The 19,695-nt window shown below is 72.2% G+C and carries 17 protein-coding genes; 9 read left to right on the top strand and 8 right to left on the bottom strand.

The features are described from left to right. Window positions 1-58 precede the first annotated feature (58 nt). From ENC19_RS07405 to ENC19_RS30885, 3 genes are read left to right on the top strand one after another with little or no spacing between them, the layout of a single operon-like run. Window positions 59-1,276 carry a D-arabinono-1,4-lactone oxidase gene (locus ENC19_RS07405; protein WP_164446373.1) on the top strand — a complete coding sequence of 406 codons (1,218 nt, stop codon included), beginning with the start codon at window positions 59-61 and terminating at the stop codon, window positions 1,274-1,276. Beyond that, the gene (locus ENC19_RS07400) at window positions 1,276-1,641 is read left to right on the top strand and encodes a sensory rhodopsin transducer (protein WP_164446371.1); all 366 of its coding nucleotides are present in this window, start codon (window positions 1,276-1,278) and stop codon (window positions 1,639-1,641) included. Before ENC19_RS07405 ends, ENC19_RS07400 begins: the two co-directional genes overlap by 1 nt. Before the next feature lie 4 nt (window positions 1,642-1,645). Beyond that, window positions 1,646-2,881 (top strand): FUSC family protein, encoded by a 1,236-nt coding sequence (locus ENC19_RS30885; protein WP_164446370.1) that lies wholly within the window; start codon window positions 1,646-1,648, stop codon window positions 2,879-2,881. A gap of 1,475 nt (window positions 2,882-4,356) precedes the next feature. Here the strand turns inward: ENC19_RS30885 and ENC19_RS07390 are convergent. Both ENC19_RS07390 and ENC19_RS07385 read right to left on the bottom strand, forming a co-directional pair. Beyond that, the gene (locus ENC19_RS07390; RefSeq protein WP_309246220.1) at window positions 4,357-5,244 is read right to left on the bottom strand and encodes an ABC transporter ATP-binding protein; all 888 of its coding nucleotides are present in this window, start codon (window positions 5,242-5,244) and stop codon (window positions 4,357-4,359) included. A 106-nt stretch (window positions 5,245-5,350) separates the two neighbouring features. Then, the gene (locus ENC19_RS07385; RefSeq protein WP_164446369.1) at window positions 5,351-6,961 is read right to left on the bottom strand and encodes a potassium/proton antiporter; all 1,611 of its coding nucleotides are present in this window, start codon (window positions 6,959-6,961) and stop codon (window positions 5,351-5,353) included. Between the two features lie 309 nt (window positions 6,962-7,270). Between ENC19_RS07385 and ENC19_RS07380 the strand changes: the two genes are divergently transcribed. Then, window positions 7,271-8,056, top strand: a complete 786-nt coding sequence (locus ENC19_RS07380) for a potassium channel family protein (RefSeq protein ID WP_164446368.1) — start codon at window positions 7,271-7,273, stop codon at window positions 8,054-8,056. Between the two features lie 210 nt (window positions 8,057-8,266). After that, complete coding sequence (locus ENC19_RS07375; protein WP_164446367.1) at window positions 8,267-10,918, top strand: HAD-IC family P-type ATPase; 2,652 nt, start codon at window positions 8,267-8,269, stop codon at window positions 10,916-10,918. 48 nt (window positions 10,919-10,966) lie between these two features. Here ENC19_RS07375 and crcB (ENC19_RS07370) read toward each other — a convergent pair whose 3' ends face one another. Next, window positions 10,967-11,341 carry a fluoride efflux transporter CrcB gene (gene crcB, locus ENC19_RS07370; RefSeq protein WP_164446366.1) on the bottom strand — a complete coding sequence of 125 codons (375 nt, stop codon included), beginning with the start codon at window positions 11,339-11,341 and terminating at the stop codon, window positions 10,967-10,969. Next, the gene (gene crcB / locus ENC19_RS07365; protein ID WP_328824173.1) at window positions 11,338-11,820 is read right to left on the bottom strand and encodes a fluoride efflux transporter CrcB; all 483 of its coding nucleotides are present in this window, start codon (window positions 11,818-11,820) and stop codon (window positions 11,338-11,340) included. The genes crcB (ENC19_RS07370) and crcB (ENC19_RS07365) overlap by 4 nt, the downstream gene beginning before the upstream one ends. Window positions 11,821-12,011: 191 nt before the next feature. Here crcB (ENC19_RS07365) and ENC19_RS07360 point away from each other — a divergent pair, with 191 nt between their 5' ends. The 3 genes from ENC19_RS07360 to ENC19_RS07350 all read left to right on the top strand — a co-directional run bounded on the left by ENC19_RS07360 (window position 12,012) and on the right by ENC19_RS07350 (window position 15,783). Then, window positions 12,012-12,347, top strand: coding sequence for a YnfA family protein (locus ENC19_RS07360; protein WP_164446363.1), 336 nt, complete (start codon window positions 12,012-12,014; stop codon window positions 12,345-12,347). A gap of 225 nt (window positions 12,348-12,572) precedes the next feature. Next, entirely contained in the window at window positions 12,573-14,543 is a 1,971-nt protein-coding gene (locus ENC19_RS07355; protein ID WP_164446361.1) for an ABC transporter ATP-binding protein, read from the top strand. Between the two features lie 139 nt (window positions 14,544-14,682). Further along, the gene (locus ENC19_RS07350; RefSeq protein WP_164446359.1) at window positions 14,683-15,783 is read left to right on the top strand and encodes an L-dopachrome tautomerase-related protein; all 1,101 of its coding nucleotides are present in this window, start codon (window positions 14,683-14,685) and stop codon (window positions 15,781-15,783) included. A gap of 67 nt (window positions 15,784-15,850) precedes the next feature. Here the strand turns inward: ENC19_RS07350 and ENC19_RS07345 are convergent, their stop codons facing one another. From ENC19_RS07345 to ENC19_RS07335, 3 genes are read right to left on the bottom strand one after another with little or no spacing between them, the layout of a single operon-like run. Continuing rightward, window positions 15,851-16,471 (bottom strand): copper resistance CopC family protein, encoded by a 621-nt coding sequence (locus ENC19_RS07345; protein ID WP_164446357.1) that lies wholly within the window; start codon window positions 16,469-16,471, stop codon window positions 15,851-15,853. Between the two features lie 17 nt (window positions 16,472-16,488). Beyond that, window positions 16,489-17,688, bottom strand: coding sequence for a Dyp-type peroxidase (locus tag ENC19_RS07340; protein ID WP_164446355.1), 1,200 nt, complete (start codon window positions 17,686-17,688; stop codon window positions 16,489-16,491). Window positions 17,689-17,705: 17 nt separating this feature from the next. After that, window positions 17,706-18,296 carry a copper chaperone PCu(A)C gene (locus tag ENC19_RS07335; RefSeq protein ID WP_164446354.1) on the bottom strand — a complete coding sequence of 197 codons (591 nt, stop codon included), beginning with the start codon at window positions 18,294-18,296 and terminating at the stop codon, window positions 17,706-17,708. 128 nt (window positions 18,297-18,424) lie between these two features. On the opposite strand from ENC19_RS07335, the gene ENC19_RS07330 reads away from it, so the two are divergent. Next, window positions 18,425-19,246, top strand: a complete 822-nt coding sequence (locus tag ENC19_RS07330) for a helix-turn-helix transcriptional regulator (RefSeq protein ID WP_164446353.1) — start codon at window positions 18,425-18,427, stop codon at window positions 19,244-19,246. Here ENC19_RS07330 and ENC19_RS07325 read toward each other — a convergent pair. Next, window positions 19,221-19,652 (bottom strand): DUF2000 domain-containing protein, encoded by a 432-nt coding sequence (locus tag ENC19_RS07325; RefSeq protein ID WP_164446352.1) that lies wholly within the window; start codon window positions 19,650-19,652, stop codon window positions 19,221-19,223. The genes ENC19_RS07330 and ENC19_RS07325 overlap by 26 nt on opposite strands. Window positions 19,653-19,695: the final 43 nt, after the last annotated feature.

The following is a 19,695-nucleotide window of genomic DNA, read 5'->3' as shown; positions in this document are numbered from 1 at the left end:
CTACCCCACCAGCCCGGGGGTAAGCGCACGGTTCGTCCGTCGTGAGGAGGTTGCCGGGGTGCCGCGTCCGTTCGTCAACTGGTCCGGCAGTCTCACCTTCACCCCGTCCGGCTACGCCGAGCCGGCCGACGAGGACGAGGTACGGGAACTGGTGTTGCGGGCCCGTGAGTCGGGCGACACGCTGCGCCCGGTCGGCTCGGGCCACTCGTCGAGCCCGCTGGTACGTACCGACGGCACCCTGGTCAGCCTGCACCGGATGGTCGGTGTGATCGACAAGGCCGGCGACCAGGCCACGGTCCGGGGCGGTAGTCGGCTCAAGGAGCTGGGTGAGGGCCTCTACAAGGCCGGGCTGGCGATGGAGAACCTCGGCGACGTGGACTACCAGTCCATCGCGGGCGCCACCGCCACCGGTACCCACGGCACCGGCCTCGGCTTCGGCAACCTCTCCACCCAGGTGGCGGAGGTACGCCTCGTCACGGGCACCGGCGAGGTGCTGGACGTCTCCGCGACCAGCAACAGCGAACTGCTGCCCGCCGCCCGGCTCTCCCTCGGCGTACTGGGCGTGGTGACCCAGCTCACCCTCGACCTGGAGCCCAGCTACGAGTTGCGCCGACGGTCCTGGTGTGCCCCGATCGAGTGGACCCTCGACCACCTGGCCGAGTTGCAGCACACCAACCGCAACATCGACTTCTACTGGTACCCGCGCAGCGACCTGACCCAGATCCGCACCATGAACCGGGTCGACGGGGTGGCCGCGCGGTCGACGTGGGCGGCCCGTCGGGTGCCGGAGTGGAACGGGTGGCAGGAGCCCAGGGAACTGGAGGTCGGGCCGACCCACGACACCATCCCGCAGCACCGGGATCTGCGCTTCGAGGAGATCGAGTACATGCTCCCGTCGGAGGCGTTCCCGGCCTGCTTCGCGGAAGTCCGGCGACGGATCCTGAACCGACACCGGCGCACCGCCGGCTGGCGGGTGCTGGTCCGCAGCATCGCCGCCGACGACATCTGGCTCAGCAACGCGTACGGTCGCACCACCACCACCATCGCCTGCCTGCACAACGCCGCACTGCCGTACGAGGAGTACTTCCGGGACATGGAGGACGTCTTCCGGCAGTACGGCGGACGACCCCACTGGGGCAAGAAGCACTGGATGACCGCTGACGACCTGCGCCCACTCTTCCCCCGATGGGACGACTTCCAGGTGGCCCGGCGCCGCCTCGACCCGGACGGGGTGTTCCTCACCCCGGACCTGGCCCGACTGCTGGAGGAGGCGTGATGTCCCAGGTGTGGGCGGTGCCGGGCGGCCACGTGCCGTTCGGCGGCACCGGCGGCGAGCCGCAGTTCACCAGCTTCGACAAGTTGTGCGTGCTGAACACCACCGACGAGGTGGCGGAGGTGAGGCTGCATTTCTACTACGAGGACGCCGAACCGGTCGGGCCGTACCGGTTCGCTGTCGGTGCCCGACGGATCCGGCACGTACGGATCAACGATCTGATCGACCCGGAAGCCGTCCGCCTCGACCGCCCGTACGGCTGCGTGCTCAGCTCACCGGTGCCGGTGGTGGTGCAGTTCCTTCGACAGGACACCCGCTTGCCGGGCACGGTGGCCCTCACCGGAACCATGGCCCATCCCGTCGGCTGACTCGATGAGCAGCCTGCGGGGACGCGTCGCGGCCGTCAGCAGAGGCAGCTACGGCCGGCTGCGGCAGCACCTGCTGCTGGCCTTCCAGGGCGGTCTGGCCGCGTCACTGGCCTGGGTGGTCGCCGAGCAGGTGCTCGGCAACCCGGACCCGACCTTCGCCCCGATCGCCGCGGTGGCTGTCATCGCCACCTCGATCGGCCGGCGGGCCCGGCGGGCCGTCGAACTGATCGTCGGCGTGATCGTCGGGGTCCTGATCGGCGATCTGCTGGTGGGGACGGTCGGCACCGGCGCCTGGCAGACGTTCGTGATCGTGTTCGGTGCGCTGCTCGTCGCGGTGGCGGTACGCGGCACCGGTGCCCTGGTGACCCAGGCCGGCGGCGCGGCGGCACTGATCGCCACCCTCGCACCGGGCACGCCCGACATCGTCCTGCCCCGGACGGTGAACGCCCTGGTCGGCGGCGCGACCGGGCTGCTGGTGGTGCTGGTCCTCGTCCCGATGAACCCGACCCGCAGCGTGCGCCGGATAGCCGGGCCGGCGCTTGACACCTTCGCGCGGCAGTTGACGTCGGCCGCGGATGCGCTGGCCCGAGGGGACGCGCGCCGAGCGCGACAGGTACTGGACGAGATGCGGTCCGCCGAGGGGCAACTGCGGGAGGTCGGTGACGTGGTGACCGCGGCCGAGGAGGTGGTCCGCTTCTCCCCGCTGCGGTGGCGGCGGCGACGAGCGCTGGCCGCGTACGGCGCCGGGGCCGAGCACCTGGACCGGGCGTTCCGCAACAGCCGGACGATGGTCCGACGCATTCTCACCGCGCTGCGTGACCACGAACCGGTGCCGGCCGGCCTGTCCAACGCCGTCCAGCAGGTGGGGCAGGGCGTGCGCCTGATGCACGAGGAGTTCCTGTCGATGCGGGAGCCGGTGCGGACGCGGGAGCGGGTGCTGCGGGCCGTCCACGACGCCGGTGAAGCCTGCCGCCAGGAGATCGGCTTCTCCGGCACGATCGTGGTCTCCCAGTTGCGGACCGTCGCCAACGACATGCTGCGGGCCACCGGTGTGCCAGGCGACGAGGCTCGCCGGCTGGTCCGGCGGGCCGCCGCCGGTCAGTGGTCATCCCAGCAGGTCGCGACGGCGGTTACCGAGTCGGCCGAGGGCGGCGGCGGCGATCGCGATCGCGATCATGACGCCCGCCGCCGACCAGCCGGGGGACTCGGCCGGAACCGCCGCCAGATGGGTGAACGGTGAGCTGGCGGCCACCCATCCGGGCAGGTCGGCACTGTCGGCGAGCACGTGGAGCAGGAAACCGCCGACCGCGGGTAGCACGCCGACGGCCGCGGTGGCCCGGGGCAGCCAACCGAGCGCGAGTATCGCCGCACCGAGGCAGAGCAGCACGACCGGCAGCACGTTCCAGGTGCCGGCCAGGGCCGCGGTCAGCGGTAGCGGGGCGTTCACCAGAGCGGCACCGAGCCAGGTCGCCGTCGCCGCCACGGTGACGAGGACGGCCACCCCGGCGAAGGTGGCCAGCGTCTCGGCGGTCAGCAGCCGGTTGCGGCGGACCGGCTGTGCGTACAGCGACGTCAACCTGCCGTCCGTCTCGGCGGCCACGAACTCGGCGAGCCGGGACGCGGCGAAGACCCCGACCGGCACGGCGAGCAGGACGAACAGGGATGCGGTGTAGCCGCGTACGCTGCTCAACTCGGTGAAGCCGGCCTGGGCGGCCAGTTCGGCGAAGCGCGGATTGTCCGCCAGGAAGCGGGTCATCGACGTCGCCAGCAGGCCGATCAGCAGGAAGTACGCGCCGATCCCGGCGGACCAGCCGGCCAGCGGGCGGACCATCCGGCGTACCGCGAAACCGTCGACCGTGCCGAGCAGCCACGTGCGGGGCGGCCTGCCGGCCGGCGCGGCGACCAGCCCGGCCCGGACGTCGCGACGCCCGGCCAGCGTCATCGCCGCCGCACCGACCAGGAGCGCGGCACCGGCGAGCACGAGCAGCGGCAGCAGCCGGTCGTCGTGGTAGGGGCGGACGAGGGCGAGCAGCCCGTACGGCGACAGCCAGCGCAACCACCCCAGCGCGGCGACGCCGTCGCCGACCATCCGGGCCAGCAGCCCGACGCCGAGCACGGCCAGGGCGGACCCGCTCGCCCCGGCCCGGGTCGGCATCACCTGCGCGCTCAGCAGCGCCGTCGACACGGCGAAGAGGGCGACCAGCACGAGACCGGCCGCGTACCGGAGTGCACCACCCGGTGGTGTGCCGGCCGCAACGAGCACGATGCCGGCCGCGCCCCCGGCGATCACCACGGCGGCAGCCAGAACGGTGAGGTGTCGACCGAGCACGGCCGGCACCGCCAACCGGCCCGCCAGCAGGAGGTCCCACCGACCGCTCTCCTCCTCGCCCCGGGTGACCCGGGTGGTGGCGAGCACCCCCCACACCGAAAGCAGGACGGCCAGTACGGTGCCGGTCCGCCAGACGGTGAACCCACCGGGGGTGTCCAGCGCGAACGGTTCGCCGAAGAGGGTACGGACCGCCGGGTTCTCGGCGAGGGTGGCCAACGCGGCGGCGTCGAGCGCGGTGCCGGCCGTGCTCTCGTACCCGGCGACGACGACGGCGGTGACGCCGGCCGCCACCGCGGACACGACGAGCGCGGGCCGGCGGACCTGCCGCAGCGCGAGCCGGGTGACGGCGGCCCTGGCGGCACCCGCGTCACCGGCTCCGAAGGCGCTCATCGGTCCTCCTCGCCGTAGTAGTCGAGGAAGATCTCCTCCAGCGTGGGCTCGCGCATGGTGAGAGTGGTGACGTCCGCCGCCGCCAGGGCCCGCAGGGCCGGGCCGGGCGGCCCGGTGAGGGTGAAGCGCAGCGCGGCCCCGTCGACCTGAACGCCGTCGACCCCTGCCACGTCGGTCAACTCGGGCACCGGACCGGCGAACCGCACCAGCACCTCGGTGCGGTGCAGTCGACGCAACTCGGGCATGGTGGCGACATCGACGAGGCGCCCGGCCCGCAGGATGCCCACCCGGTCGCAGACAGCCTCCACCTCCGCCAGTTGGTGCGAGGAGAGGAACACCGTGCTCCCGCCGTCGCGGGCCTCGACCACGGCGCGGCGGAACTCACGCTCCATCAGCGGGTCCAGACCAGCGGTCGGTTCGTCCAGCACGAGCAGCGGCGCGCGGGTGGCGAACGCGGCGACCAGCGCCACCTTCTGCCGGTTGCCGGTGGAGTAGGCCCGCCCCGGCTTCGACAGGTCGAGTGCGAACCGCGCCACCAGTTCGTCGCGGTAGGCGACGTCGACGCCGGGTCCGGTAGAGCCGAGCAGCTCCAGGATCTCCGCGCCGGTCAGCTGCGGCCACAGGGTCACATCGGCCGGAACGTACGCGATCCGCTGGTGTGCCGTGGCCACCGCGGCGGCGGGAGTTCCGAAGATCTGCGCCTGGCCGGCGGTCGGGCGAGCCAGGCCGAGCAGCAGCCGGATGGTGGTGGACTTGCCGGCGCCGTTGGGGCCCAGGAAGCCGAACACCTCACCGGCGGTGACGGTCAGGTTCAGATCGTCGAGGGCGAGCAGCGAACCATAGCGCTTGGTCAGGTGCTCGGTGCGGATGGCGGGCGGGTGCACGGCGGCCTCCGTGGGATCAGGGACACGACCGCCGACCAGGCTTCCCGGCACACCAGCCTCACCGTACGGCCCGTGTCAATGCCCTGACCGGACGACCGACGGCCGATCAGCCAGCCGACTGGACGAGGACCGGCGGTGCCTCGTCACCGGTGTCCGGCGGTGGTGCCGGGGGCGGGGGAGCCGTGGGGGCGTCCGGGGGGCGACGAGTCCTGGCCGGCCGCTCCGGGTCACCGGTCTCGCCGCGCCAGTGGGCCAGCCGTCCGGCCCGGGCGACCGCCCGCAGCCGACGTTCCGCACGGTCCCGAACGTGTGGCGTGGTGACCACGAGCAACTGATCATCACGGCGTAGTCGGGTGTCCGGCTCGGGTACGAAGGCGGTGCCGTCGCGGACCACGAGGGTGATCGCGGCCGGCGGAGGCAGCCGTAGTTCGCGGATGTGCACGCCGTGCATCCGGGAGTCGGCCTCGACGGTGAGGTGCAGCAGGTCCGCGTCGATGGCGTCCAGCGGTGCGGACTCGACCTGGAGGTCCGGGCCGATCCCGGCCGAGCTGAGCCGCAGTCGCTTGGCCAGCCAGGGCAGCGTCGGAGCCTGGACCAGCGTGAACACCACCACCAGTACGAACACGATGTTGAACAGTTGCCCGCTGCCACCGACCCCGGCCACGACGGGGATGGTGGCCAGCACGATGGGTACGGCACCGCGCAGGCCGGCCCAGGACAGCAGCACCTGTTCGCGGAGCGGGATGCGGAACGGCAGCAGGGTGATCAGCACCGACATCGGCCGGGCGAGCAGCAGGAGCACCAGGCCGACGGCGAGGGCGGGCAGGATCGCGGCGGGCAGCTCGCTGGGATTGGCCAACAGGCCGAGCATGACGAACAGGCCGATCTGCGCGATCCAGCCGAGTCCCTCGGCCACCGACACGGTGGCCCGGCGGTGCGCCAGCCGGGCGTTGCCCAGGAGCAACGCGGCGAGGTACGCGGCGAGGAAGCCACTGGCCTGAGCGAGCCCCGCGGCGGCGAAGGCCAGGATGCCGCAGGAGAAGGTGGCGATCGGGTAGAGGCCGGAGGCGGGCAGGGTGAGCCGACGCAGGAACCACACTCCGGCGATGCCGATCACGATGCCGATCGCACCACCGACGCCGAGCTGATAGATCATCTGGACCAGCAGTTCCAGCGGACTGGTGACGGTCAGCCCGGTGGCGCTCAGGGCGAGGACCAGGATGACGGTGGGCGCGTCGTTGAGCCCCGACTCGGCCTCGACCAGCCCGGCCAGCCGCCGGGGCAGCGGCAGGGTACGCAGCACCGAGAAGACCGCCGCCGCGTCGGTGGAGGACACCACGGCACCCAGCAGCAGGGCCAGCTGCCACGAGACGTCGAGCAGCAGGTGCGCGCCGAGGGCGGTGACCCCGACACTTATCAGCACCCCGGCGGTGGCGAGCGCGGTCGCCGGCGCCAGCACCGGCCGGATGTCGGAGAACCGGGTGGTCAGGCCGCCCTCCACCAGGATCACCGCGAGCGCCGCCGTGCCCAGGGCCTGCGCCATGGCGGCGTCGTCGAAGCGCAGACCGAGCCCGTTCTCGCCGAGCAGCAGCCCGATGCCGAGGTACGCCAGCAGCATCGGCACGCCGACCCGGGTGGCCAGCCGGGCGGCCGTGACGCTGACCAGGACGGTTGCCGCTCCGGCGATCATCAGCAGGTAGACCTGTTGCAGGGTCATCCCGGAACCTGTCCCAGTCGCCGTCGACCCATGCTTCCGCTCCCTCACGCTCGCGCCCGGTGCGGGGTACGACGCCGACACCCGCCCCCACGGGCGCACAGCCGGCACGCCCGGCTCTACCAGCCGGACGGCAACCCGTGCCACGGTGTGTCCCCGCGCTCACGTTACCGGGTGAGCAGCCACCGAATGCCGAGCGTGACGGTGACGCACTGCCCGGACGATCTGCGGACCACCTGTGGGGACCGGTGCTCGACTGCGCGACCATGGCCCGGTCACGCGTACGACGACGGAGCAGACGGGAGCCGGCTCATGAGCGGCGGGACAGCACCGCAGACCGATCGACTGGAGGCGTGGGAGCGGGTCAGCGCCGCACCGCTCACCGTACTGTCCGTGGTGTTCCTGGTGGTGTACGCGGTACCGATCCTCGACCCGGACCTCAGCCCGCAGTGGCGGGCGGCCTGCGCCGCCACGACGGTCGTCGTCTGGGCGCTGTTCTGGGTGGACATCCTCGTGCGGCTGCGGCTGGCCACGGACCGGCGGAGATTCCTCCGGGAGCACCTGTTCGACCTCGTGGTGCTGACGTTGCCGATGCTGCGACCACTACGCGCGGTACGCCTGGTCATGGTGGTGCTGACCATCAACCGCCGTACCGAGGTGTGGGCGCGCGGCCGGCTGGCCGTCTACGTCGCCGCCACCACGGCCCTGCTGGTGCTGGTCTCCGCGCTGGCCGTGCTGGACGCCGAACGATTCGCACCGGACGCCAACATCACCGCCTTCGACGACGCGCTGTGGTGGTCGACGGTCACCATCACCACCGTCGGCTACGGCGACTTCTATCCGGTGACCACCGCCGGCCGATTCGTCGCCCTCGGTCTGATGATCGGTGGGATCGGCCTGATCGGTTTCGTCACGGGGTCGCTGGCGACCTGGATCGTCGACCGCGTCTCGGCCTCCGCCGACAAGCCGGCGGAGGTCACCGGCGACGACGTGGCGGCGCTGCGTGCCGAGATCGCCGCCCTGCGGCGGCGTCTCGATCCCGACCTGGCCGAGCACACCGGCGGGCGCCCCGACCCGGCCGAGCGGTCCGCCGACTGAACGATGCCGGCCGGAGGTGCGTGATCGGGCGTTCCGGCCTGCCGGACGGAGTTCGTCCCGGAAGATGGTGGGCGCGGCGTCCGGCCGGCCGCCGGGACGCAGGCGGCAATCCGGGCCGGCGGCCGCGGATCCGGTCTTCTGATCGTCGGCGGGGTGACGGTGACGCTCGAACAGTCAGCTGGGACGTCGCGGTCCAACGAACACCACGGCATGTCCACCCACGAGGTGGTGCTGCTGCTGGAGACGGATCCGCAGCGTGGCCTCAGCGGTGCCGAGGCCGCCCGGCGGCTGGAACGCTACGGGCCCAACGTGCTGCCCGCCGCTGGCGGCGGTGGGCTGCTGCGCCGGATCCTGCGGCAGTTCCACAACCCGCTCATCTACGTGCTGATCGCGGCCGGTGTGGTCACCGCGGTCCTCGGAGAGTACGTCGACTCCGCGGTGATCTTCGCGGTGGTGCTGACCAACGCCGCGATCGGGTACGCCCAGGAGTCGCGGGCCGAGGCGGCCCTGGACAGTCTGCGCTCGATGGTGCGTACCGAGGCGCGCGTGATCCGCGACGGTGAACTACGGCCGATCTCCTCCGACGACCTGGTCCCCGGTGACCTGGTGGTGCTGGAGGCGGGCGACAAGGTGCCGGTGGATCTGCGGCTGGTCCGGCTGGCCGAACTGCGGGTCGACGAGTCGGCGTTGACGGGTGAGTCCGTTCCGGTGGACAAACTGGAGGCGGAACTGCCGGTGGGCACCCCGGTGGCCGACCGGCGCAACATGGTCTGGTCGGGCACGCTCATCGCGGCGGGCGGCGGTGCCGGTATCGCGGTGGCCACCGGAGCCGAGACCGAACTCGGCCAGATTCACCGTCTGGTCGGCACGGCGGAGGCGCTCGCCACGCCGCTGACCCGCAAGCTGGCCCGGTTCAGCAAGGTGCTGACCGTGATCATCCTGGTGCTCGCGGCGGTGACGTTCGCGGTCGGCCTGCTCCGCGGCCAGGACGCGGTCGAGACGTTCACGGCGGCCGTGGCGCTCGCCGTCGGTGCGATCCCCGAGGGGCTGCCGGCGGCGGTCACCATCACCCTGGCCATCGGGGTGACCCGGATGGCCCGTCGACGGGCGGTGATCCGTCGGCTGCCGGCGATCGAGACACTCGGCAGCACGACCGTCGTCTGCTCCGACAAGACCGGGACCCTCACCGAGAACCAGATGACGGTCCGCGCGCTGTGGACCCCGGACGCCGAATTCGAGGTGACCGGGTCCGGCTACCGGCCGGAAGGGGAGGTCCGCGACGACGGCCGGGGCGGCGAGGCACTGCGCTGGTCCCTGCTGGCCGGTGCCGGATGCAACGACGCACGGGTACGCGAGGAGGACGGCGAGTGGCTGCTGGCCGGCGATCCGACCGAGGGTGCGATGCAGGTGGTCGCGGCCAAGGTCGGGATCGATCACGGTCGGCTGTCGGCGGACTATCCCCGTGGGGACACCATCCCCTTCGACTCGAAGCGGCAGTACATGGCGACGTTGCACGACGAGCGCGCCACGGGGCGGACGGTGGTCCTGGCAAAGGGCGGCGTCGAGCGGATCGTGTCGATGTGTCGGGGGGAGATGGGCGCCGACGGTCAGATCCGCCCGCTCCGCGCCGAGGCCGCCCTGCGGGCCGCCGAGGATCTGGCTGCCCAGGGGCTGCGGGTGCTGGCCACCGCCGTACGACCGCCGGACGGCCCGGACGACGGCTTCGACGAGGTCGCGCTGCCCGGCACCCTGGTCCTCACCGGGTTGCAGGCCATGCTCGACCCGCCCCGCGGCGCGGCGGCACCGGCGGTGCGGGCATGTCACACCGCGGGGATCGACGTCAAGATGATCACAGGGGATCATGCGGCGACCGCCGGCGCCATCGCCGGCCGGCTCGGGCTGCTCGACGCCGACCGACCGGACCGGGTGGTCACCGGCACGGATCTCGACGAGTTGCCCGCCGAGGGGTTCGCCGAGGCGGTGGACCGGGCCGCCGTCTTCGCCCGGGTCTCCCCGGAACAGAAACTCCGGCTGGTGGAGACGCTCCAGCAACGCGGCCACGTGGTCGCGGTGACCGGCGACGGGGTCAACGACGCCCCCGCGTTGCGGCAGGCGAACATCGGCATCGCCATGGCCCGCTCCGGGACCGAGGTGGCCAAGGAAGCAGCCGACATGGTCCTCACCGATGACGACTTCGCCACCATCGAGGCCGCGGTGGAGGAGGGTCGGGGGGTCTTCGACAACATCACCAAGTTCATCGTCTGGACGCTGCCGACGAATCTCGGCGAAGGACTGGTGGTACTGGTCGCCATCGTGCTGGGGGCCACCCTGCCGCTGCTACCCACCCAGATCCTCTGGATCAACATGACCACCGCCGTCCTGCTCGGCCTGATGCTGGCCTTCGAGCCAAAGGAACGCGGCATCATGCGTCGGCCGCCCCGTGACCCGGCCCGGCCGCTGCTGACCGGTGCGCTGGTGCTGCGGATCCTGCTGGTGGCCGCGTTGCTGGTGGCCGGCGCGTGGTGGGTGTTCCAGTGGGAGCGGTCCAACGGCGCCGACGTCGCGCAGGCGCGTACCGCCGCCATGAACGTCTTCGTCGTGGTCGAGACGTTCTACCTGTTCAGCTGCCGGTCACTGACCCGTTCGGCCTGGCGGATCGGCTTCTTCACCAACCGCCTGCTGTTGCTCGGCGTGGCCGCGCAGGCGCTCTGCCAACTCGCCATCACGTACCTGCCACCGATGAACGCGATCTTCGACACGGCGCCGATCGGGCCGGACGTGTGGTTGCGCATCCTGGCCGTCGGGGCGGTCTCCGCGGTCGTGGTCGGCGTCGACAAGCGACTGCGCCACAACCTCGGCTGAACGGTCCCGCTTCGGCCGGCTCCCGGCGATCGCGGGACCGCGCCGGGTTCAGGCCCACATCGTCTCGGCGAGGGTGACGCCGACGAACGCGGCACCCAGCGCGGCGACGACGCTGACGATGGCGTTGAGCAGCGCGGGGAGACGGGCACCGTCCTCGAATAGCCGGACCGTCTCGTAGCCGAAGGTCGAGTAGGTGGTCAGCGCACCGCACAGACCGACGCCGAGCAGGGCGACCAGGGAACCGGGCACCGCGCCCACGGCGGCCCCACCGATCAGGACGCCGAGCAGCAGCGAGCCGATCACGTTGACCACGAGGGTGCCCCACGGAAAGGCGGAGCCGTGACGTGCCTGCACCGCCCGGTCGACGAGGTAGCGCAGTGGTGCGCCGACAGCGGCGCCGAGCGCCACCAGGATGACGGTCATCCGGCGCTCCGGTTCCGGTCCACGCCGGTCGCCCGCCGGGTCAGGGTCACGCCCAGCCGGACGGCCACGAGGGCGGCGACGAGGGTACCGGCGAGGTACAGCAGGCCGGTCCGCACCGCGCCGGCCGCCACCGCCTGCTGCACCTCGACGGCGTACGTCGAGAAGGTGGTGAAGCCGCCGAGCACGCCGACGCCGAGGAAGGGCCGGACCAGTCGGTGGGCGGTCCACGCCTCGGTGATGAGCACCATCAGCGCCCCGATGAGCAGGCAGCCGGAGACGTTGACGGCGAAGGTGGCCCACGGAAAGCCGCGCGGCGGATGCGAAAAGGTCACGGTCAGCCCGTACCGTGCCAGCGCGCCGACCATCCCGCCGCCGGCGATCGCGGCGAGCAGGCTGGTCGTCCCGCCCCGCAGTTCCGCGCGCTGACGCGGAACACCGAGATCGACGTCCGGATCGACGGGCGGTCGCTGCGCTCCCACGGTCACCCCCTACCAGTACGCGTGGGCCCTGGCAGGGACCGTTGGCGGCGGGTGCCGCGGTTGTCCCGCACCGGCGGGATGGCGGGCCCACCGCCACGGACACCTCGGTGGATGGCCCGTGCAGAGGATAACGCCGCTCGCTGGACGTCGACGCAGGGTGCGGCGCACCCGCCGACGGTAGGGTGCGGCGGGTGACCGTGCTGCGTTCCGTCCTGCTGTTCGCCCTGGCCGCGATCGCCGAGATCGGCGGGGCCTGGTTGGTGTGGCAGGGTTGGCGGGAGCACCGGGGGCTGTGGTTCGTCGCCGCCGGGGTGCTCGCCCTGGGCGCGTACGGCTTCGTCGCCACCTTCCAGCCCGACCCGAACTTCGGCCGCATCCTGGCCGCGTACGGCGGGGTTTTCGTCGCCGGCTCGCTGGCCTGGGGAATGATCTTCGACGGCTTCCGTCCGGACCGCTGGGACCTCACCGGTGCCGCGATCTGCCTGCTCGGCGTCGCCGTCATCATGTACGCCCCGCGCGGTGCCTGACGTCGCGGAGCATGTCCGCCGGCTGCCGGAGTTCGCCGAGCGGCGGTGACCGGACCGGCCGGGCGGGTCGGCGCGCCGACAGGGCTGGACCTCGGTCGCATCGACGGTGACTATAGGTAGCTGGTCGAATGCTCCTGGCTACGACCGGCGGCCGTCCCGCTCGGTACCGCAGTGCCACCGCCCGGCCGGAGATCGCGGCCACGTTCCCGGACCAGGAGGTGTGCCATGGCCGCCACGTCGACCCGGCGTCGTGACCGAGCGGAACAGGACGGGTCGACGGCCGGGGAGTCGGTGCTCCCCGAGATGCGGGCCATGTGGTGGGAGACGGGCATGCGGGCGCGGACCCAGGCCGGTCTGCTCGCCGTCTTCGCCGAACTGCCCCGGCTGATCTGGGCGGCCCTGCGGATCAGCTGGCGGGCCGACCGGCTGCGCACCTCGGTGGTCGCCGTGGCGACGGTCGGTGCCGGCGTGATGTCGGCGTTCGGGCTGCTCGCTACGCAGCGGGTGCTGGTGGAACTGTTCGCCGGTGGGCCGACCCGGGAGAAGGTGGTGGCCGCGCTGCCGGCGCTGGCGGTGCTGGCAGCCGCGACGGCGACGCGCTCTGGCATGGCGATCGCCACCGGTTACGCCCTGAACGGGCTGACGCCCAGGGTCAGCCGCGAGGTGGAGCGCGGGCTGTTCGAGGTGACCACGGCGGTGCGGCTGGAGGCCTTCGACGCCGACGCCTTCGCCGACGACATGGAGCGTGCCTCGCGGGGCACCGATTCCGCGGTCGACCTGGTGCCCGCCTCGATGAACCTGCTCGCCGGGCTGGTGGGGGTGGTCGCGGTGACCGTGGCCGTGGCCGTGATCCATCCGCTGCTGCTGCCGGCGCTGCTGGTCGCGACCGTGCCGAACGCGTGGGCGTCGCTGCGGGCGGGGCACCTGCGGTACCAGACGTACATCGCCGGCTCGGTGCGGCGACGCCGGATGTGGTTGCTACACCGGCTGATGGCTGAACGGGCCTCGGCACCGGAACTGCGCTCGTACGGCCTGCGCCGGTTCCTGCTGGACCAGTACGACCGGGTGATGGCGGTGGAGACCGACATCGAGCTGGCCCTGGCGCGTCGGGTGACCACGACGGTCACGGTGGGCTCGATGATCGGGGGCGTCGCCACCGCCGTGGTCTACGTGCTGCTCGGGCTGCTGCTCGTCGACGGCCAGATTCCGCTGGCGGCGGCGGCCACCTGTGTGATCGCGGTGCAGGCGGCGCAGCGTTCGTTGGCCGTGGTGACCTTTCAGATGGACCGCGTCTACACCGAGGGCCAGCACTTCCGGGACTACACCGGGTTCATGACCCGCGCCGCCACCTATCTGCCGGAGGAGGCGGTGGCGGCCGCACCCGACCGGCTTCGGGTGCTGACCGTGGAGGCGGTGAGCCTGCGTTACCCGGATCGCGATGTCCCGGCGGTGGATCGCGTGACGTTGGCCGTCGAGGCGGGGCAGACGGTGGCCTTCGTCGGGGAGAACGGATCCGGCAAGAGCAGCCTGGCCGCGATGATCGCGGCCCTGCGTACGCCCAGCGACGGGGTGATCCGTTGGAACGGGCGGCCCCTGTCCGAGCTGGACCGCGACGAGTTGCGTGGTCGCATCGCCGTGGTTACCCAGGAGTACCACAAGTGGCCGTTCACCGCCGCCACGAACATCGCCATCGGGGACATCGACACCGAGGCCCGGCAGGACCGGATCGAGGCCGCCGCCGCCCGGGCGGTCGCCGACGAGATGATCCGCGAGCTGCCGCACGGGTACGAGACGCTGCTCGACCGCACGTTCGCCAAGGGGCAGGACCTCTCCGGCGGCCAGTGGCAGCGGATCACCGCGGCCCGTGGTTTCCTCCGCGACGCCGAGCTGCTGGTGATGGACGAGCCGTCCTCGGCGCTCGACCCGCGGGCCGAGGACGCGCTGTTCCAGGCCATCCGCGATCGGCGCGGCCGGGCCACCACGATCCTGATCACGCACCGGCTGGCCAACGTCCGGCACGCCGACCGGATCTTCGTGCTGCACCACGGTCGTCTGATCGAGCAGGGCACCCACGACGAACTCGTCGCCGCCGGTGGCCGGTACGCCGACCTGTTCACCCTCCAGGCCGCCGGCTACGCGGAAACCGATCACCTACCCGCGCCCCGGCAACGTCCGCACCCCCCGGCCGCTGGCTGACACCGGCCTCGCGGTTCGGGCGAAGAAGCCGCACGGCCACGTTTGCCTCGTCCGACGACGGGAACGGCTGGGCACAGGCCGTCTCTGGCAGGACTCGGGACGGGTCGGACGCTATGGGGCCCGACGGCAGGAGCAGTAGATGAGCGAGCCCGTTTCCGACGAGCCCGTCGGCGAGCTGGAACTGGTGCACGCCTTCACCGGGCCCATGCCCACCGGCGTCAGCGTCTCGCACAGCGGTCGGATCTTCGTCAACTTTCCCCGCTGGGGCGACGAGGTGCCCGCCACCGTGGTCGAGCTGCGCGACGGCGCCGAGGTGCCGTACCCGGACGAGCGGTGGAACCGGCCGGCCGGCGACGACGACCCGGGTGCCTTCGTCTCGGTGCAGAGCGTCGTGGTCGACCCGGTAGACCGGCTCTGGGTGCTCGACACCGGCAGCCCGATGTTCCAACCGACGCGACCGGGTGGCCCCAAACTGGTCCGGATCGACCTGGGCAGCGACACCGTCGCCCAGGTGATCACTTTTCCGCCAGACGTGGCGCTGCCCACCACGTACCTCAACGACGTGCGCTTCGACCTGCGGCGCGGCGAGGCGGGCCTCGCGTACATCACCGACTCCGCGGTCGCCGGGCCGAACGGGATCATCGTGGTCGACCTGGCCACCGGGACCTCCTGGCGACGGCTGCACGACCATCGGTCGACAAAGGCGGAGCCACTGTCCCGTTTCCGGCCGGTGGTGGAGGGCAGGCCCCTCCTGCAACGACCGGCCGACGGGCCGCCGAGTCCGTTGACGATCGGCGCGGACGGGATAGCCATTTCCGCCGACGGTTCCCGACTCCACTACTGCCCGTTGGCCTCGCGCCAGTGGTACAGCGTGGCCACCGACGCGCTCGCCGACGTCTCGACCAGCGCGGACGAGGCCGCCGCGACGGTGATCCACGAGGGCGACAAGGGCACCGGCTCGGACGGTCTGGAGGCCGATGACGTCGGGCGGATCTACCTCACCGCGTACGAGCACAACGCGGTGCTGCGGCGACGTCCGGACGGCGAGTACGAGACGGTCGTCCACGATCCGCGGCTGCTCTGGCCGGACACCCTGTCGGTGGCGGTGGACGGACACCTCTACGTCACCGCGAACCAGTTGCACCGGCAGCCCAGCTTCCAGCGGGGCCGGGATCTGCGCCGTAAGCCGTACGCGTTGTTCCGGACCCGGATCGACGCCGGCCCGGTGCTGCTGCGCTGAGCCCGCCCGGGTCGCCGGCCGTCAGCACCGGTACGGCTTCACCGCGCCGGACCGCTGCCGGTACGGCTCACCGCGTCGGATCGCCGCCGGTGGGCCGGCGCCGCAGCAGGAGCACCGCCGCGGCGGCCATCAGAGCCAGCACGATCCCGCCGCCGGCCAGCAGTGCCGTCGTGCCGGGACCGTCGGCGGAGCCGCTCGCGGCCGGACTGGTCGAGGCGGTCGGTTCGGCGCTCGGGGTGGCCGACGGGGTCGGTGCCGGCTCGCTCGCCACCGGGCTGGGGCTCGGTTCGGCGGTGGCCGTCGGGTCGGCGACGGTGAACTTGTACGACCCCTGCACCGGGTGTCCGTCTTTGGAGACCACCCGGTACGCGACGGTGTAGACACCGTTGGCCAGCGGCGTGTCGACGGTGACGGTGCCCTTGGTGCCGCTGACCTCCGGCTCACCGGTGGTCACCTGCTGCTTGTCGGCGTCGCTGAGGGTGATCGTGGTGAACGACGGGTTCAGCTTCTGCAGGAACTCCAGGGTGATCCTGGTCGGTGCCTTCTTCAGCTCGGCGTCCTGTGCGGGAGTGGCCTTGCGCAGCACGTTGTGGGCGTACGCCGGGGAGACCGGCCCGAGCAGCAGGGCGGTGGCGGCCAGCGCGGCGGCGAGGGCGGCGGCGAGCGGCCGATGCGGGTGGCGGGACATGGCGGTCATTCTCCTCGTCAGTCGAGCAGTTGCTGACCGACCCAACCACCTTCCGGGCAGCCGGGCGGGACGGCGAAGACGGCGGAGCCGATCGGGGTGGTCCACTCGTTGAGCAGGTCCCGTTCGGCGAGCCGCCGCTGGATGGGCAGGAACTGGGTGGCGATGTCCGCCTGATACGCCGCGAAGATCAGCCCACTGTCCGCGGTGCCGTCGGCGGCGGGCACGCCGTCGTAGTTGTAGGGACGGCGCAGGATCCGGAACCGGTCGTCGGTGACGTGCGCCCGGGTGAGGTGGGAGAAGTCCGGGATGACCGTGAGCCCGTCGGGGCCGAGGGCGGCGAAGTCGGGCTCGTCGTGTTCGCGCGTGCCGGTCAGCGGAGCACCGCTGCCCAGCCGCCGACCGACGGCCAGTTCCCGGTCGGTGCGACCGAGCAGGTCCCAGGTCTCCAGGTTCATGCTGATCCGCCGCACCACCAGGGTGGTGCTGTCCCGCAGCCAGTCCGGCCCGTCGGTGACCCAGACCGCCGTCTCCACCGGTGCACCGGGCTTCGGGTTGGCGGTGCCGTCGAGTTGGCCGAAGAGGTTGCGCTGCGTCCGGCCCGGCTCGGCGCCGGCCGCCCGCCGGAAGCCCTGCTGGACCCAGCGCACGATGGCGAAGGGCCGGCTGTCCTTGACCAGGACCCGCTGGGCGTGTGCCACGGTGATCGGATCGTCGGCGCAGATCTGCACCAGCAGATCCCCACCGGACCAGCGGGGTTGCAACCGGTCGATGCGGAACGCAGGCAGGTCGACCACGGAGGGCGGGCGGCGGTCGTCGAGATCGGCGGCGGCGTACAGGCCCGGTCCGAAACCGAAGGTGACCGTGAGCCGGGCCGGCAGCAGCCCCAACTCGGGTTCGGTGTCGGCGAGTGCGGGTCGACCCTGGGTGAGGCGGGCGGCGTCGTCGGAGAGCAGTCGCAGCAGCCGCCCGAGGCCGGCCCGGTCGGTGCCGGGGCGCAGGGTGAAGGCGACGAACGCGGCATGTGCCTGTGGCTCGTCGACGATCCCCGCCTGCCGTACGCCGTGGAACGGTTCGACAGCCTCGCCGACACCCGCCACCGGCGTCCGCTCCGGCGGACGTCCCGCTGGCTCGCTGCGGGCGGTGGCCACCGCGGCGGCCCCGACGACCGTGCCACCGGCGGCCAGCGCGCCGCCGGTGAGCAGGCCGCGCCGGCTCACCGGCCGGCTGGTGGGCCTCACGGTGCCGGGCTGTGGCTCGTCGGCATGTCCGGCATCGGCTCGCCATGCCCGGGGGCGTAGCTCTCCTGCGCCCCGGTGAACGGCTTGGCGACCGCGCGGAACGTCTGGGTCCGCCCGTCGGCGAAGCTGAGCGTGAAGGCCAGCTCGTCACCGGCCCGTACCGGCTTGGCGAGGTCCATCAGCATCAGGTGGTCGCCGCCCGGTTCCAGCTTGTACTCGCTCTTCGCCTTGATCACCACGCCACCCTGCTTGGCCCGCATCACCATCTTCCCGTCCGCCATCGCCATCTCGTGCAGCTCCATCGGGGAGACCTCGGTGGTGGCACCGGTGATCGTGACGTCGGTGTCGCTGTCGTTGACAAGCGTGGCGAACGCCGCCGTCATCCCCTCGTCCGCGGCCTTCACCCACGGATCGCGTACGCCCAGCACGCCGGCCTCGACGGTGACTGCGGTGGACGCGCTGGCGGATGGCGTGGGCGCGGTCGACCCGTCCTGCGACGACGCGCAGGCGGCCAGGGACACGCTGAGCGCGGCCCCGGTGAGCAGGGCCGCCGGGCGCAGGAACCGGCGAGGCAGGACGCTGGGCATGAGTTTCCCCTCGAAGATCGATGTCATGAGCTTGGTCGGCCGGTGCCGCCCGGAAGTTCCGCCCGCCCTGGTTGCCCAGGTCACTCGCGTCCTGTGGTGGCCGCTGGCGGAGCGGCTACAGTTCCGCCGTGGCCCGGCGACAGCAGGTACGGACGTGGTCCCCCGCGCTCAGCGGGATCACCGAGGTGCTGCACGCGCGGTTCACCGACCACGCCTACCCGATGCACACCCATGACAGCTGGGCGCTGCTCGTGGTCGACGAGGGAGTCGTCCGGTACGACCTGGATCGCCACGAGCACGGCGCGTTCCGGCAGGTGGTCACGCTGCTGCCGCCGAACGTGGCGCACAACGGCTCCCCCGTCACCGCGCAGGGGTTCCGCAAACGGGTGCTCTATCTCGAATCCGGGCAACTCGACGAACGCCTTTCTGGCCGGGCGGTGGACCGACCGACCTTCGACGACGAAGCCCTGCGCCGGCGGATCGATCTGCTGCACGCGCGGCTGACCGAGCCGGGTGACGAGTTCGCCGCCGAGGTGCATCTCGCGCTCGTCACCGAGCGGCTGCGGGCGGGACTGGCCCGCGGTACGCCCATGGTCACATCGCGGCGGGATCCACGGATCGCGCAGCGGCTACATGACCTGATCGACGAGCGTTTCGTGGTGGGGCTGACCCTGGCGGAGGCCGCCGGACTGCTGCACGCCCACCCGACCCACCTCGTGCGGGCCTTCTCCGCGGCCTTCGGTATCGGCCCGCACCAGTATCTGATCTCCCGCCGGGTGGATCTCGCCCGACGACTGCTGCGCGAGGGCGTACCGGCCCGGGAGGCCGCCGCCACCGGCGGCTTCCACGACCAGCCGCATCTGAGTCGACACTTCAAGCGGATCCTCGGCTTCACCCCCGGCCAGTACACCCACCACCGCCGGTTCACGGGTGCATCCGGGCACCTTTGAGGATCTTGTCCACGGCGTTCTTCGGTCCGTACACGGCCAGCCCGGTGAGGTCGAGGTGGTCGCGGCCGACGGCGCGCACCGCCGCCCGGTTGTCCCGGTCGTTGCCGGTCCGGAACAGGCCCGAGGTGAAGACGGCCAGCGGCAGCCCGCGGGTCACGGCGCGCTGGTGGGCGGCGGTCACCGTCTCCTTCGTACCGGCGAACACCAGCACGGGCTGCCGGAACATGGGCAGGTAGGGCGTGTCGTCCGCGTCGGCGTACGGCTGGCCGATCACCTCGGGCACGGCCTGACCGATGCCGCTGACCAGGAACGCGGTCATGTTGAGTCGCTGCCAGGTAGGCAGGTCGTCGCGGAGCAGGATCGCGATCTTGGTGTCGAAGCGTACGGGCTCGGTGAGGGTTTCCATGCTGCCGAGTCTGGGCCGGCAGCCGCGCCGGGGTCTTGTACGA

Origin of the sequence: Verrucosispora sioxanthis, from assembly GCF_010560025.1 — a bacterium.
GTDB classification, from domain to species: domain Bacteria; phylum Actinomycetota; class Actinomycetes; order Mycobacteriales; family Micromonosporaceae; genus Micromonospora; species Micromonospora palythoicola.
This window is presented reverse-complemented; position numbering and strand designations above follow the sequence as displayed.